Here is a 14,395-nt window from a genome sequence, read left to right on the forward strand (position 1 = left end):
CGTTCGCAGTGTCTGCCAACTGAGGGAGTACACGCATGCACGATCCCTTCAATCTTCTTCGTTTCGTCGAGGCCCAGCGCCCGGTTTTTAGCCGAGTCATGGAAGAGTTGCGCGCCGGGCACAAGACCAGCCACTGGATGTGGTTCATCTTCCCGCAACTGCAGGGCCTAGGGCATAGCGAGATGGCCCGGCGCTTTGCCATTTCCGGTGCTGCCGAAGCCCGGGCCTATCTGCTGCATGATGTGTTGGGACCACGGCTGGAGGAAAGCGTCAGTACCCTCCTGCAACACCGCGACAAGAGTGCGCTGGCCATCCTTGGTCACCCCGATGACCTGAAGTTGCGCTCCTGCCTCACGCTGTTCGCCAGCATCAAGCCCGAACAGCCCCTGTTCCAGCGGGCCCTCGACCAGTTTTTCGCTGGTGAGCCAGACGCCAGGACCCTGTCCCTTCTTCGAGAATAAGGTCGACACGAGCTACATCGCGACGGAACGCCGTGATCGGTGCACAGAGCAACCGATGTCTCGCGCCGGCTGATTGTCACATCGTGTAGACGATGCTTCTCATTTTGTCTGATTGTTCCCGGAGCCCCCCCCGACCTGAACGATCAGGTCAAGGTGGCCCACTCCAGGATCCAGGGTCCAACGCTCGTGTTACCTGAGGTCGAAGCGGTCAAGGTTCATCACCTTGGTCCAGGCTGCCACGAAGTCTTTCACGAACTTCTCCTGCGCATCGCTACTGGCATAGACTTCGGCCAAGGCCCGCAGTTGCGAGTTTGAGCCGAAGACGAGATCGACACGAGTGCCTGTCCATTTGAGGTCGCCGGTTTTGCGATCGCGTCCTTCAAACTCTTCATTGGCGTCCGAGACCGGCTTCCATTCCACGCCCATGTCGAGCAGGTTGGTGAAGAAGTCGTTGGTCAGCGCTTCAGTTCGCTGGGTGAAGACCCCGTGCGGCGTTTGTCCGACGTTGGTGTTCAACACGCGCAGGCCACCAATGAGCACCGTCATTTCTGGCGCGGTGAGTGTCAGCAGTTGCGCCTTGTCGATCAGTAACGCCTCGGCCGGTACGCGGTATCGGGTCTTGAGGTAGTTGCGGAAGCCATCGGCGATGGGTTCTAGAAACCCGAAAGATTCGACATCCGTCTGCTCCTGGCTCGCGTCCATCCGCCCCGGACTGAAAGGCACCGTGACGGTGTGACCGGCATTTTTCGCCGCCTGTTCGACACCCGCGCTACCGGCCAGCACGATCAGGTCCGCCAGCGAGATCTTCTTGCCGCCAGTCTGCGTGCTGTTGAACTCGCTCTGGATTTTCTCGAGGGTCGCCAGCACGTTCGCCAGTTTCGCAGGCTGGTTGGCCGGCCAGTCCTTCTGCGGGGCCAGGCGCAGGCGCCCACCGTTGGCACCACCGCGCTTGTCGGAGCCACGGAAAGTGGAAGCCGCCGCCCAAGCAGTTGATACAAGCTGCGAGACTGTCAGGCCCGACGCCAGAAGCTTGCTCTTGAGTGAGGCGATGTCACTGTCGTTGACCAGTGCATGGTCGACCGCTGGAATAGGGTCTTGCCAAATGAGCTCTTCGTTCGGCATTTCCGGACCGAGGTAGCGCGAAAGCGGCCCCATGTCGCGGTGGATCAGCTTGAACCAGGCGCGAGCGAACGCGTCGGCCAACTGATCCGGATTGGCCAGAAAACGCCGTGAAATCGGTTCATAGATCGGGTCGAATCGCAGGGACAGGTCCGTGGTCAGCATGGTCGGATTACGCCGCTTGGACGGGTCGTGAGCATCGGGAATGATGCCCGCGCCAGCGCCGTTTTTCGCCGTCCACTGGTTCGCACCGGCCGGGCTCTTGGTCAGTTCCCACTCGAAACCGAACAGGTTCTCCAGGTAGTTGTTGCTCCACTTCGTGGGCGTAGTGGTCCAGGTCACTTCCAGGCCGCTGGTGATCGTGTCGCCACCTTTGCCGGTGCCGAAGCTGCTCTTCCAGCCCAAGCCCTGCTGTTCAAGGCCTGCGGCTTCGGGTTCGGCGCCCACATTGGACGCAGGCCCGGCACCGTGGGTCTTGCCGAAGGCATGCCCACCGGCGATCAGGGCTACCGTTTCTTCGTCATTCATCGCCATGCGAGCGAACGTTTCACGAATATCCACTGCAGCAGCGACCGGGTCCGGGTTGCCCTCCGGGCCTTCCGGGTTGACGTAGATCAGGCCCATTTGCACCGCGGCAAGCGGTTTCTCCAGGTTGCGCTCCTGGACAGTAGGGCTCTCATCTTTGCCATAGCGCACGTCGCCCCCCAACCAGGTTTTTTCGGAACCCCAGTAGACATCCTCATCCGGTCCCCAGACGTCCGGACGGCCTCCGGAAAAACCAAAGGTCTTGAAGCCCATGGACTCCAGCGCGACATTGCCGGTGAGGACGATCAGATCGGCCCAGGAGATGTTACGACCATACTTTTGCTTGATCGGCCAGAGCAGTCGGCGTGCCTTGTCGAGGCTGACGTTATCCGGCCAACTGTTGAGCGGCGCGAAGCGTTGCTGACCGGAGCCGGCCCCCCCACGCCCGTCGCCGGTGCGGTAAGTGCCTGCGGCGTGCCAGGCCATGCGAATAAAGAGCGGTCCATAGTGTCCGAAGTCCGCAGGCCACCAGTCTTGCGAATCGGTCATCAGCGCATGCAGGTCTTTCTTGAGCGCCGCAAAGTCCAGTTTTTTGAACGCTTCGGCGTAGTTGAAGCCCTCGTCCATGGGGTCGGACAGGGACGAGTGCTGGTGCAGGACCTTCAGATTCAGTTGGTTCGGCCACCAGTCGCGGTTCGACGGGCCACCGCCTGCGGCGGCGTGATTGAACGGGCATTTCGATTCAGTTGCCATGTGTGAGCTACCTTTGGTCGTGTTCATCCGGCTATCCGGCCCCGCGTGGGCGTGCGATAGCGACGAGCGAAATCAATGACATAAGCTGCAGGGCCAACAATTCGATCAATTGATCGTCGTGGTCACACGGGCAATCCGGATAGCGGCAATCGAGTTACCAGCACGGTGGCCCACGGCAAGCCTAGTACGCTTCTGACTTATTCGTATCTCTTATCAGGTCTCAACCGGCCAGTTTTCACCAGCGCTCCGTTAAGGTTAGCCCCCTATAAAGCACTCAGCTAATAGGTGGCGTATTCGGTCCTGATAGGCCTAGTCTTTTACCTGACACCCAAGGAAGGAATAGAGCTGTTACACGACGTACGCCTGTACGGGAGAGGACCAGACCATGAATAAGTGCCGGCGCTGCACGGCCGTCCACGAAGCTGGCCACGCCCTGGCTTTTTGGTGGAATGGTCAGCACATCGAGCGCATCACTGTGCGCACCAGGACAGAAGCCTGCACCGGCCCAATGATTGATCTGCGCGGCAACCCGCAAAACGTAGAGGGGTTGGTCGAGGCTGATTACCTGGTCCCGCACCCATCCTTCGACGCGCCCGGGATTGCTGAATACCTACCCTCAATGGTCGATTCTATTGAGCGCGACCTTCTCGACTGCTTCGCCGGCCCGGTGGCCGAAGCCGTCTACAGGCGCACCAAATCGGACAAGTTCACCTGGGCCAGCGGCAGGGGGGACCGGTGCCGGGGTTACGAATTGATCAGTTTGCTGCCTGCACGAAAGCTACTCGACGCCGAATCCCGGGCAATCGCCCGCTCCTGCTGTCTGGTGCGTCACTACTGGCCCGCTGTCACCGCTGTCGCGGATCTTCTACAAGAGCACGGCACGGTCAACGGAGAAGCTATAACCGCGCTGCTGTGCGAAGTCACCGGGGAGTCACCGACGCGGCTCACTAATGACCTGGCAACCCTCGATATGCGACGCAACAGGCGGTGGACTGCCGCCCACTCGAGGCTACTTTTCAGCAAAGCCCGGCAACCATCTGACCGAACTGACTTCGATTGCCGGTGACTTCGTTCAGTAGTCTTTTAGCTAGCGGTGAGTTAATCCCTTTGTTTTTATGGAGGGTGACACACCGCTGGACTCGTCTCAGTAATCGACCCAGATCCCGCCTTTGTCTGCAGACTGGACACAGCGCTCGACCCAGCGAACGCCTTCGACTCCGGCATGGATATCCGGATAGCGCAGCGTCGCCAAGCGCTCATGATTGCCGCGGTTGGCGGCGTCCATAGCCACGGCGAAACGGTAGTAAAGATTGGACCACGCGTCGAAGAGCCCTTCCGGGTGCCCCGCGCCGATTCGGTCATCGAGCACTGCATCGGGATGCAAATACCCCATGCCGCGCTCCAGCACTTGCGCGGGTTTGCCCTGGACTTCGAATGACAGCTGGTTTGGCCGCTCGTCCCACCACTCGAGGCTGGCTTTAGAGCCGATCACGCGAATTTTCTGGCCGTGCATGGAGCCGGCGTTCACGGCGCTTGACCATACACTGCCCATTGCCCCGCCTTCGTATTCCATCAGCGTGTAGGCATTGTCCTCAAGCGGTGCGCGGCTTTTGACAAAGCTCTGGCGGGTGCATAGCAGCCTTTTGATCTTGAGTTCGGGCAGCATGACTTCCGACAGGTACAGCGGATGGGTGCCGACATCTCCCAGTACATAGCTGGGGCCGGCGAAACGCGGATCGACTCGCCATTGGGTCGCCTCGCTTTGCGCCTCCACCGGCTCGCAATGGAAACCATGGGCAAACTGCATGTGCACCATGCGAATCTCGCCCAGTTCGCCCTGGGCAATCATGTGCCGGGCCTGTTCGATCAGTTGATGTCCGGCGTAGCCGTAGGTCACCCCCACTACCCTGTTGTTCGACACGGCAATTTCCCGCAGCGTCTGCGCCTCCTCGAGGGTGAAGCACAGCGGCTTTTCGCAGACCACGTGCAACCCTGCTTCCAGGGCGGCCTTGGTGATTGCGAAATGGGTGCCATTGGGCGTCGCCACCGAAACCGCCTGGATGCCATCCGGCCGCCCGGCCTCACCTTCAAACAGGCTGCGATAGTCGGCATAGCAGCGTTCGGGGTCGACTCCCAGTTCCACGCCGAAGGCCCGACCGCGCTCCGGGTTCAGGTCGAAGGCGCCGGCGACCAGCACAAACGACTGGTCACGCAATGCCGCGCTGCGGTGGATGTAGCCAATCTGACTGTCGCGTCCACCGCCAACCATGGCCCAACGAAGAGGTTCGGGAATACGCTTGCTGCCATTGATCATCGATAAGTCCTTTGCGTGAGAGAAATCAGAAACCTGCCTGAGAGAGGTAGGCGCGGCTGGCAGCAACGTCGCGCAGACTGCCATGGGCGTTACGTGGATCGCGTTCTTGCTCGACCGTGATGTAGCCCTGGTAACCGAGCTCGGTGATCAGCTCATGCAAGGCGCGATAGTCGATGACACCCTGGCCGATCGGGCACATCACGCCCCTGGCGCAGGCCCCGAAAAAGCTGATGTGCTCACCCCGTACCTGATCGAACACCGCCTGATCAATGTCTTTGAAATGCAGGTAATCCAGCCGATCCGCGTACTGGCGCAGGGTCTGAACCGGGTCCATGCCGGCGTAGTAGAGATGGCCGGTGTCCAGGCACAGGCCGGCCACTTCGTAGGGAATGTCGGTGACCAATTGCGCCAGCTCGTCGGCGAACTCGATGTAGCCGCCGGCATGCGGGTGAATCACCGTACGAACGCCGAACTCCAGCCAGGCCAGATCAGCAATGGCCCGGATGTGGTTCATCATGCCCAGCCAGGCATCGGGCGCCAGACGGGGTGCTCGTTCGGAGTGTCCGGCCGCGTAGTCACGTTCCTCATGCCCCCAGTCGATAACCACCAGGCAAGGCATGGCGAAGCGCTGCCCTGGTTCCTGCGGCACTGCTGGCAGTTGCTTGAGCAAGGCACAAATATTTCGGGTTTGTGTCAGCACGTTCGGCAGATTGGCCGGATCGACCAGATTGTCGAATACAGTGCCGGCCACTACATGCAGGCCCTGCTCGGCGAGCACCGTGCCGACTGCCGCAGCGTCAAGCGGCAGGTAGCCATACGGCCCCAGTTCGATGCCGCGATACCCGGCTTGCGCGGCTTCGCTGAGCACCTGTTGCCACGCTGGCAGATGAGGATTGTTGACGTCGTCTACGCCCCAGCAACAGGGTGCAGTGGAGATATGGAGGGTCATGTCAGGTTCCGATGATTGTTGTTATGAGTGGTGCTGTTTCGCTCGGAGAAATCCTAAGTTGCCAGGGTGCACGACTGCTATAGTCCTGCAGCCATACCTGTCAGAACCCGTCAAAAACATTAAAGAGCCTTTCATTTCATGTCAGAGACCCATCACCCGGCCGGCCGTCGTTCAACCATGGAAGATGTCGCCGAGGCCGCCGGCGTTAGCCTGTCCACCGTGGATCGGGTGATGAATCTGCGTGCCAACGTTCGTGCCGATACCGCGCGGCGCATTGCCGAAGCCGCTGCCCGGCTAGGCTTCTACGGTCGCAATGTGATCGAGCAACGCCTGCTTCAGCAGCGACCGACCGTACGCCTGGGGTTTCTGCTGCAAAAGCGTGGTGTGGCGTTTTATCAAGGGCTGGCCAAGGCCTTGGCCGAGGCAGCGGCATCCAGCGTCCGCGCCCAGGTTCGGGTGATGATCCATTACATCGATGACCTCGCCCCGGCCGCCACCGCACAACGCATCCTCAAGCTGCAAGGAGAGGTTGACGCTCTGGGTATGGTGGCGGCAGATCATCCCGCCGTGCGCGAAGCGATGGCGCAGTTGCGTGCTGCCGGCATCCCCGTTGTTGCCCTGGTTTCCGAGCTGAGTGCGTCGGCCGGCGCCAGCTATGTCGGTGTCGACAACCGGTCAATGGGTCGCACGGCTGGTTGGTTCATCAAGAACCTGGCGCCCCACGCGGGGCCTGTGGCGGTGATGGTAGGAACGCAGCGTTTTCAGTGCCAGGAACTGTGCGAAATGAGCGTGCGCTCCTTTCTTGCGGAGCAATCCCAGGACTGGGAGCTATTGGCAACGCGCCTCACCCTGGAGGACGAAGAGTTCGCCTATGCCGGCACGCTCGACCTTCTGAGCAGCCAGCCCGACCTTGTCGGCTTGTATGTGGCGGGCGGCGGCATCGCAGGCGTCATCAACGCCCTGCGCGAACTGAAAGCCCAGAACATCGCGCTTCCCACAGTTGTATGCCACGACCTGACACCCATCACCCAAGCGGCCCTGCGTGACGGCATTGTTCAAGCCGTACTGTCGCATCCCGTCGTGGCACTGGCGCAGAGCGCCGTTAGCGTGATGGTAGATGCAGCGATAGACCCGTCGTCAGCCATCGCCACGAAGCTCATGCTCGCACTTCAGATTGACGTGTCTGAAAGCGTTTAGTGGCCGAGTAGCAAGATGGACGATAACGACCTGACATCCGCGTACCTGATTGCCTGCAAAGCCACATGGCGACGAGATTCGTTATCTCGCTCCCTATTGCTGCATCCGTTGCAGCAATGAACTGCAACTGCCCTGACTAGTGCTTGCGCGTTGACTCTTTAGACTCCCCATACGACCAATGTGTATCTGGAGTTCCAAATGGTAAGCACCGTGACAATTCAGGAAACTGGCGGGCCTCAGCTATGCCACGGGCCCGATAGGTGCCTACGCAAGCGGCCGCCTCTATCCGGCAAATCGACTGGTGAAGATTCCCGACGACCTCGGTTTCGACGAAGCCGCGGCCGTACTCTTCAAGGGCATCACCGCCCATTACCTGCTCAAGACTACCTACCCCGTTGGCCCTGGCTCGCGAGTGCTGGTGTATGGGGCGGCGGGTGCGCTGGAGCAAATCATGGTGCCCTGGGCCAAACATCTGGGCGCCTTTGTAATCGGCGTGGTGTCGAAACAGGAGAGTGTCGAACGCGCCAGGGCCGCCGGTTGTGATGAGGTGCTGGTGTTCGACGCCGCGACACTTGCCGCCCAGGTAACGGGGCTTACCCACGGACAAAAGGTTGACGTCGTGCATGACCCTATCGGGCGGGTTTCTTTCGAAGCCTCCCTCGACAGCCTTCGCCCGCGCGGCTTGATGGTGTCTTTCGGCATGGCCTCGGGCGCCCCGTCTGCGGTCGAGATCAGCACCCTCAACGCCAAAGGCTCGCTGTTCCTGACCCTCCCATCCCTCGCTGCGCATACAGCCACTGCCCCCGAATATCAGCAGCGTGCACAGGGGGAGTTGCAAGCGGTGGCCGCCGGTATCATCAAGCCTCGAATCTGGCGTCGCTATCCGTTGTCTGATGTAGCCTTGGCGCATGCCGATCTGGAAAGCGGACGCTCGCAAGGTGCTATCGTCCTTACGCCCTGAGTCATCAGAACCTGTTGTCTGGTTGAATAAACGAGGTTTGCTTGCGACTCGCACTGCCAGCCGCAATGGGCCGATTGTGGCTCAGTTCGACGGTCTCGGAGTTTGCCCTGGCCTACCCCGAGGTTTCGCTGGAAGTTGAATACTCGGAGCGATTCGTCGACATCGTCGCCGAGGGGTTCAATGCCGCGATCCGTATCGGTGAGTTTTCAGACAATCGACTGGTTGCCAAAAAACTCTGCGATCACCGTCGAATCCTGTGTGCTGTCCCGACCTACCTGCAACGCCGGGGCGAGAGGCAAAATTTGCGCAAGGCGCGCCATGGCTGTTGCCCGAACCGTAGGGTTTGGTTGCCGAGCTGCAACATGGGCGAATTATTGTCTACGCTGCATTGCTGGACATCACAGTGGCAATCCGGTTGATGCAAAGGGAGCGCACAGATGAACCGTCTTACTGCAAAAGATTTTTCCCCTGAACTGCTCGAGCTCTACGACTACTACGCCCATGGTCTGATCAATAGGCGAGAGTTTCTGGATCGCGCGGCGTTGTTCACGTTAGGCGGTTTGACGGCCAGCGCACTCCTCACCGCCCTGAGCCCCAATTATGCGCTCGCCGAGCAAGTGCCCATTACCGACCCGGACATCATCGCCGAGTACATCACCTATCCCTCCCCCAAGGGACACGGGCAAGTCCGTGCCTATCGGGTGCGTCCGGCGAAAGCCAGCGGCAAGGTGCCGGCGGTGGTGGTCGTGCATGAAAATCGCGGGCTCAACCCCTACATCGAGGATGTCGCCCGACGGTTGGCCAAGGCGGGATTCATCGCCCTCGCGCCCGACGGCCTGACGTCGGTCGGAGGTTATCCCGGCAACGATGAGAAGGGTCAGGCGCTGCAGCAGACTGTCGACCCTGAAAAGCTCATGAATGACTTTTTCGCCGCCATCGAGTGGCTGATGAAGGATGACTCGACCACTGGAAAAGTCGGCATCCTCGGCTTCTGTTATGGCGGTGGCGTCGCCAATGCCGCAGCCGTGGCCTATCCAGAGTTGGGTGCTGCCGTGTCCTTTTATGGCCGTCAGCCAAGGGCTGAAGAGGTCGTCCGGATTCAGGCGCCTCTGCTACTGCACTACGCCGAACTGGACACGCGGACCAATGAAGGATGGCCTGCCTTTGAGCAGGCGTTGAAAGCTGCCGGCAAGACTTACGAAGCCTATATCTACCCTGGCGCTAACCATGGTTTCCATAACGACTCCACGCCTCGATACGATGAAGCCGCCGCCAGGCTTGCCTGGAGCAGGACGCTGGATTGGTTCCGGCGGTACCTGGCTTAGCGTTGAAATCGCCCCGCAACACGAGAACCTGCTCACGGTCAGCGAGGCGTTGCACTCTGCAGGACCTCGCTCGCCGGATCACGGCTGCAGCCATTTTCCGAACAGACGTGTCACCCGAGGCATGAACACGTAGACCACCAACAGCACGATGCTGGCCGTGATCAGCACATTGCTTTGCACATAACCGCCCAGCCAGGGCATCCAGCCAAACAGCGGCTTGAACAGCATCGGCACCAGAAAGCTCAGGGGCAGGATGACCAAAAAGGTCACGCAGGACTGCTTCCAGCGCGGTGGGGGCGGCGCAGCCTCATCAGTCGGAGTAAACCAGAACTCACGGTCGGCCTTGACCTCGGTCTGGTCGCCATCGGCGAGCAATGGCCGCGCCTCTTCGACCAGCTTGCGGCGATCCTCGGAATCGAGCCAATGCTGCAATTGTTCAGTCGTGGCGAAACGCAGCACACTGGTGAACTGCGCCAGCCCCTGGCTTTGTCCGCGCATCACATCAATGCCCAGATGCCCTGGATACGTGCGCGCCGTGGCGACGGTGCGACGCAACCAGTTTTCGTACGCCTCATCCCCTCCCTGTTTGACCCGATGGCGTACCAGCAATGTGACCACGCCTTCCGACAATTCGATGTTCATGACTGACTCTCCGAGCATGCCCGTTGGCAGTGACGGCGCAGCGAACTGCGCCGTTGAGCAACGGAATTTTTCCGCGGCTTACTTGACCTGACGTTGCGGCGCCTTGTGCACCATGGTGTAAGCGTAATCCACGCCCATGCCGTAGGCACCACTGTGCTCGCGCACCAGGTCCATCACTGCATCGTAAGTCTCTTTGTGTGCCCAGTCGCGCTGGTACTCGAGCAGCACTTGCTGCCAGGTCACTGGCACCGCACCGGCCTGGATCATCCGCTGCACCGACATGTCGTGAGCTTCTTTGGTTGTCCCGCCCGATGCGTCGGTGACGATGTACACCTCGTAGCCTTCGGCCAGCGCTTCCAGAGCCGGGAAGTTCAAGCACACTTCAGTCCAGAGTGCGGCCATGATCAGTTTCTTGCGACCGGTGGCCTTCACCGCCTCCACCAGTTTTTTATCTTCCCAGGAGTTCATCGAGGTGCGCTCGATGGGCTGATGATCGGGAAACACACTGAGCAATTCCGGCCAGATGTAGCCGCTGAAGCTTTCGGTTTCGACCGACGTCAAAATGGTCGGCACGTTGAAGATCTTCGCGGCTTTGGCCAGTGCAACGGTGTTGTTCTTCAGGGTTTGACGATCGATCGATTGCACGCCGAAGGACATTTGCGGCTGGTGGTCGATCAGGATCAGAGCGGAGTTGGTTGGGTTGAGCAATTCACGAATAGACATGGCGTGTTCCTTTTGATGTCGCTGTTCTGGAGGGTTGAGTTATTCAGGCTGTAAGGCGCGGTGCGGGTCTCGTTGGAGGTGGTGTGCTACCGGCTTGGAACCTAATGTAGTTGCTGGATAAAACTGAAACAATTACCTAAAATGCATAATCATTATTTCCAAAACAGGGACAATCTTGGACCGGATCGAATGCATGCGTGCTTTTGTCGCCACCGTCGGAGCAAACGGCTTCGCCGCCGCAGCCCGAGCGATGGATGTGCCACGCTCAAAAGTCAGTAAACAGATTCAGGCGCTGGAAGAGGCCATCGGTGTGCAGTTGCTGCAGCGCACGACGCGCAGCCTGCACCTGACCGAGGCCGGCGCGGAGTACTACGAAGCGGCCCGTGAAGTGATCGCGTCCGTGGACGAAGCCGAGCAACGGGCGCGTAACGGCATTGGCGAACTACGCGGTGTGCTGCGGGTCAACGCGCCGATGTCGTTCGGCCTGCGGCGCCTCGGGCCGTTGATCCCGTTGTTTCATGAGCAGCATCCGAACATTGAGCTGCAACTGGTCCTGAGCGACCAGCAGGTCGACCCGGTACGCGGCGGCTTCGATGTGACCATCCGCATCGCGAGCCTGCCGGACTCTTCCCTGGTGGCCCGACTGTTGGCGCCTGCTCCGCGGATCATGGTCGCCTCCCCGGCCTATCTTGAGCGCGCGGGCACACCGCAATCGCCAAAGGACCTGAGCACCCACCAATGCCTGAATTATGGCTACCTGCAGAGTGGCGTCAGCCTGCAATTGAGCAACGGCCACGAGACGCAGCGCGTGCATGTCACCGGCCCGCTGCATGCCAACAATGGCGACCTGCTGGCCCAGGCCGCAGAAGCCGGCATGGGGATCGCCTTGCTGCCGAGCTTCATTGTCGAAGAGGCTTTGGCGGCCGGCAGGCTGGTCGCCGTGTTGTGCGAATGGCAGGCCCCGCCGATCACCATCAACGCGGTCTACTCGTCTGCACGTCGGGTTCCGCAGAAGACCCGGGCGTTTATCGAGTTTTTGGTGGCGCAGCTTGCGCAAAAGCCGAGTTGAGTCGTAATGCTTCACTTAAGCCGTAATGCGATCTGTAGCAGCTGCCGAAGGCTGCGTTCGGCTGCACAGCAGTCGTAAAATCAGCAATTGCGGTGTGTCAGGTAAACCACGGCAACTGGACTCACGACTGCTTCGCAGCCGAACGCAGCCTTCGGCAGCTGCTACAAAGAATGCCGCGCGTCTGAAATTGCTTAAATGAACAGCATTACGAGTTGAGTCGGCGCCTTGGCTCTCCCTCAAGCAACCTGCCCATCCGGCAGATACGCGGCGATATTGCGCGTTGCGCGCTCAACGTACTGTTCTTTTTCCCCGACTGGCGCGACGTAGTGCAGTGCACTTTCTGCCGCTTCGACGCCTTCCAGGCGGGCAATGATCCAGGCCGCAAGATAGACCGAAGCGAGGCATCCACCGGCGGTGGCGATGTTGCCTTTGGCGAAGAACGGCTGGTTAAGGACATCGATGCCAGCCGCCTGAACCCACGGTTTCGTGGTCAAGTCCGTGCAGGCCGGTACACCCTCCAGCAAGCCAAGCTTGGCCAGCACCAGCGTGCCGGAACATTGCGCGCCCAGGAGTTGCCTTGAGGGATCAAGTTGCAACTGCGCCATAAGGGCGGTGTCAGCCACGACCTCGCGAGTCTGCATGCCGCTCCCGACAATCACCGCATCGGCTTCGCTCGCCTCGCGAAGCGTTGCCTGGGATTCGATCACCACTCCGTTCATTGAACGGACACGGGCCGTTGGGCTGGCAATCGACACGCGCCAGCCAGGTTTCTTGATGCGGTTAAGCACGCCGAGTGCGATCAGGGAGTCGAGTTCGTTGTAGCCTTCGAAGGTGAGAATGGCGATATGCATGGTTGGGCCTTCCTGCAAATGTGGCTGGCATCCGCCTGAGGGAAGCGGTTGTACAGGCGCAGGCTATGGCGAATAATTAGTACAATCAAATTATTGTAATGGATACATCTCCATGGCTCGCTCCCGGTATAAATCGTTGGTCGACGCGTTCGCGGCCGACATTCGCGCAGGACGCCTGTCACCTGGGACGCGCCTGCCCACACACCGGGAGCTTGCGGCCAACGAAGGCCTCGCCTTGGCCACGGCGACCCGTGTCTACGCAGAGCTTGAAACGATGGGCCTGGTCAGCGGCGAAACCGGGAGAGGTACGTTTGTCCGGGAGACCTCGTTGCCAACCGGGTTAGGCATCGATCAGCAAGCGGTCGCCACCGGTGTTCTGGACCTTAACTTCAACTACCCTTCTCTACCGGGCCAGGCAGAACTGCTGCGTGGCGCCTTGCGCCAAATGGCGTCTTCGGGCGATCTGGAGGCGTTGCTTCGTTATCAGCCCCATGGCGGGCGACAGCATGAGCGTGCGTCAGTTGCCCGGCATCTCCAGTGCCGAGGCTTGAGCGTCAGCGACGAGCAGGTACTGATCGTCAACGGCGCTCAACACGGGTTGGCGGTGACGGTCATGGGGCTGCTGCGCCCAGGCGATGTTGTCGTGACGGATGCCTTGACCTATCCCGGTTTCAAAGTCCTCGCGGACACCCAGCGCCTGGAACTGGCCCCCCTCCCTGCTGCCGGCGGTGAACCTGATCTGGATGCCCTGGTTCGACTGTGCCAGAGCAGAAAGGTCCGCGCCGTCTACACCATGCCGACCTTGCACAATCCACTGGGGTGGGTCGCCAGCGAAAGCTGGCGGCATCGCTTGGTGAGCATCGCCCGCGAGCATGACTTGCTGATCATTGAGGACGCCGCCTATGCGTTCCTCGCAGAGGACGCACCGCCTCCCTTGGCAGCGCTTGCACCGGAAAGAACCGTGTACGTGACAGGCCTTTCGAAAAATGTCGCCACCGGGTTGCGCGTCGGATTTGTCGCGGCGCCCTCCGCCTGGATCCCCGCTATCGAGAGAGCCATACGCGCGACCATTTGGAACACGCCCGGGGTGATGACTTCAATCGCCTGTAACTGGCTCGACGATGGCACGGTCAATCGCCTGGAGCGCGAAAAGCGTCAGGACGCCGCAAAGCGACAGGCCATAGCCAGGGCCACGTTGACCGACTTGAAGTACATCGGCCATCCCGCCTCCTATTTTCTCTGGCTGCCTTTGGGAGAAGAGGTTCGCGCGGACCAGGTGGCGATGGCGCTGATGCGCGAGCACGTTTCGGTATCGACCGCAGAGCCCTTTGCGACTTCTACCCCTATTCCTCACGCGATCAGGCTTGCGCTCGGCTCGCTGGAACTGGATGCCCTGCAAGTCGCACTCGACACGGTGAAGCGTGTGGTTGACGCTCATTCTTATTGAGGTGACCGAGCGTCGACTTCCAAGGCTCTTGCCGCGTCATTCTCCCCCCACCCGGAGGC

General features: G+C 60.3%; 12 protein-coding genes and 2 pseudogenes. 8 read left to right on the forward strand and 6 right to left on the reverse strand.

Annotated features, from left to right (window positions below; translation table 11 throughout):
• Nucleotides 1–35: 35 nt before the first annotated feature.
• Nucleotides 36–461: a DUF1810 domain-containing protein gene (locus tag AC1DHT_RS24435; protein ID WP_427547391.1), complete on the forward strand. Its 426-nt coding sequence runs from the start codon at nt 36–38 to the stop codon at nt 459–461.
• Between the two features lie 189 nt (nt 462–650).
• Here the strand turns inward: AC1DHT_RS24435 and katG are convergent, their stop codons facing one another.
• Complete coding sequence (gene katG, locus AC1DHT_RS24440; protein WP_427547394.1) at nt 651–2,885, reverse strand: catalase/peroxidase HPI; 2,235 nt, start codon at nt 2,883–2,885, stop codon at nt 651–653.
• Between the two features lie 358 nt (nt 2,886–3,243).
• On the opposite strand from katG, the gene AC1DHT_RS24445 reads away from it, so the two are divergent.
• Nucleotides 3,244–3,924, forward strand: coding sequence for a hypothetical protein (locus AC1DHT_RS24445; protein WP_442114793.1), 681 nt, complete (start codon nt 3,244–3,246; stop codon nt 3,922–3,924).
• A 78-nt stretch (nt 3,925–4,002) separates the two neighbouring features.
• Here the strand turns inward: AC1DHT_RS24445 and AC1DHT_RS24450 are convergent, their stop codons facing one another.
• Nucleotides 4,003–5,172, reverse strand: coding sequence for a Gfo/Idh/MocA family protein (locus AC1DHT_RS24450; protein ID WP_427546196.1), 1,170 nt, complete (start codon nt 5,170–5,172; stop codon nt 4,003–4,005).
• Nucleotides 5,173–5,197: 25 nt separating this feature from the next.
• Nucleotides 5,198–6,121, reverse strand: a complete 924-nt coding sequence (locus AC1DHT_RS24455) for a TIM barrel protein (RefSeq protein ID WP_427546194.1) — start codon at nt 6,119–6,121, stop codon at nt 5,198–5,200.
• Between the two features lie 138 nt (nt 6,122–6,259).
• On the opposite strand from AC1DHT_RS24455, the gene AC1DHT_RS24460 reads away from it, so the two are divergent.
• From AC1DHT_RS24460 to yghX, 4 genes and pseudogenes are all read left to right on the forward strand, one after another.
• Entirely contained in the window at nt 6,260–7,318 is a 1,059-nt protein-coding gene (locus AC1DHT_RS24460; RefSeq protein ID WP_427546192.1) for a LacI family DNA-binding transcriptional regulator, read from the forward strand.
• Nucleotides 7,319–7,553: 235 nt separating this feature from the next.
• Nucleotides 7,554–8,279 (forward strand): annotated as a pseudogene (locus AC1DHT_RS24465) (zinc-binding dehydrogenase); the annotation flags it as partial.
• A gap of 41 nt (nt 8,280–8,320) precedes the next feature.
• Nucleotides 8,321–8,605, forward strand: a pseudogene (locus AC1DHT_RS24470) (LysR substrate-binding domain-containing protein); the annotation flags it as partial.
• A gap of 111 nt (nt 8,606–8,716) precedes the next feature.
• Nucleotides 8,717–9,604: a YghX family hydrolase gene (yghX, locus tag AC1DHT_RS24475; protein WP_427546190.1), complete on the forward strand. Its 888-nt coding sequence runs from the start codon at nt 8,717–8,719 to the stop codon at nt 9,602–9,604.
• 78 nt (nt 9,605–9,682) lie between these two features.
• Here the strand turns inward: yghX and AC1DHT_RS24480 are convergent, their stop codons facing one another.
• Nucleotides 9,683–10,246 carry an antibiotic biosynthesis monooxygenase gene (locus tag AC1DHT_RS24480; RefSeq protein WP_427546188.1) on the reverse strand — a complete coding sequence of 188 codons (564 nt, stop codon included), beginning with the start codon at nt 10,244–10,246 and terminating at the stop codon, nt 9,683–9,685.
• A 78-nt stretch (nt 10,247–10,324) separates the two neighbouring features.
• A complete protein-coding gene (locus AC1DHT_RS24485) occupies nt 10,325–10,969 on the reverse strand; it encodes a hydrolase (RefSeq protein WP_054597057.1) in 645 nt (214 codons plus the stop codon).
• Between the two features lie 175 nt (nt 10,970–11,144).
• Between AC1DHT_RS24485 and AC1DHT_RS24490 the strand changes: the two genes are divergently transcribed.
• Complete coding sequence (locus AC1DHT_RS24490) at nt 11,145–12,038, forward strand: LysR family transcriptional regulator (RefSeq protein WP_427529075.1); 894 nt, start codon at nt 11,145–11,147, stop codon at nt 12,036–12,038.
• A 236-nt stretch (nt 12,039–12,274) separates the two neighbouring features.
• Here the strand turns inward: AC1DHT_RS24490 and AC1DHT_RS24495 are convergent, their stop codons facing one another.
• Nucleotides 12,275–12,889: a DJ-1/PfpI family protein gene (locus tag AC1DHT_RS24495; RefSeq protein ID WP_427546186.1), complete on the reverse strand. Its 615-nt coding sequence runs from the start codon at nt 12,887–12,889 to the stop codon at nt 12,275–12,277.
• A 112-nt stretch (nt 12,890–13,001) separates the two neighbouring features.
• Between AC1DHT_RS24495 and AC1DHT_RS24500 the strand changes: the two genes are divergently transcribed.
• Entirely contained in the window at nt 13,002–14,336 is a 1,335-nt protein-coding gene (locus AC1DHT_RS24500; protein ID WP_427546184.1) for an aminotransferase-like domain-containing protein, read from the forward strand.
• Nucleotides 14,337–14,395: the final 59 nt, after the last annotated feature.

Source organism: Pseudomonas sp. 05N432, assembly GCF_056396945.1.

Excerpts from the sequence above, each read along its gene's own strand:
- AC1DHT_RS24480 (WP_427546188.1), bottom strand. The coding sequence starts at position 10,246 with ATGAACATCGAATTGTCGGAAGGCGTGGTCACATTGCTGGTACGCCAT.
- AC1DHT_RS24500 (WP_427546184.1), top strand. The coding sequence starts at position 13,002 with ATGGCTCGCTCCCGGTATAAATCGTTGGTCGACGCGTTCGCGGCCGAC.
- AC1DHT_RS24435 (WP_427547391.1), top strand. The coding sequence starts at position 36 with ATGCACGATCCCTTCAATCTTCTTCGTTTCGTCGAGGCCCAGCGCCCG.
- yghX (WP_427546190.1), top strand. The coding sequence starts at position 8,717 with ATGAACCGTCTTACTGCAAAAGATTTTTCCCCTGAACTGCTCGAGCTC.
- AC1DHT_RS24450 (WP_427546196.1), bottom strand. The coding sequence starts at position 5,172 with ATGATCAATGGCAGCAAGCGTATTCCCGAACCTCTTCGTTGGGCCATG.
- AC1DHT_RS24485 (WP_054597057.1), bottom strand. The coding sequence starts at position 10,969 with ATGTCTATTCGTGAATTGCTCAACCCAACCAACTCCGCTCTGATCCTG.
- AC1DHT_RS24460 (WP_427546192.1), top strand. The coding sequence starts at position 6,260 with ATGTCAGAGACCCATCACCCGGCCGGCCGTCGTTCAACCATGGAAGAT.
- AC1DHT_RS24455 (WP_427546194.1), bottom strand. The coding sequence starts at position 6,121 with ATGACCCTCCATATCTCCACTGCACCCTGTTGCTGGGGCGTAGACGAC.
- katG (WP_427547394.1), bottom strand. The coding sequence starts at position 2,885 with ATGAACACGACCAAAGGTAGCTCACACATGGCAACTGAATCGAAATGC.
- AC1DHT_RS24445 (WP_442114793.1), top strand. The coding sequence starts at position 3,244 with ATGAATAAGTGCCGGCGCTGCACGGCCGTCCACGAAGCTGGCCACGCC.
- AC1DHT_RS24495 (WP_427546186.1), bottom strand. The coding sequence starts at position 12,889 with ATGCATATCGCCATTCTCACCTTCGAAGGCTACAACGAACTCGACTCC.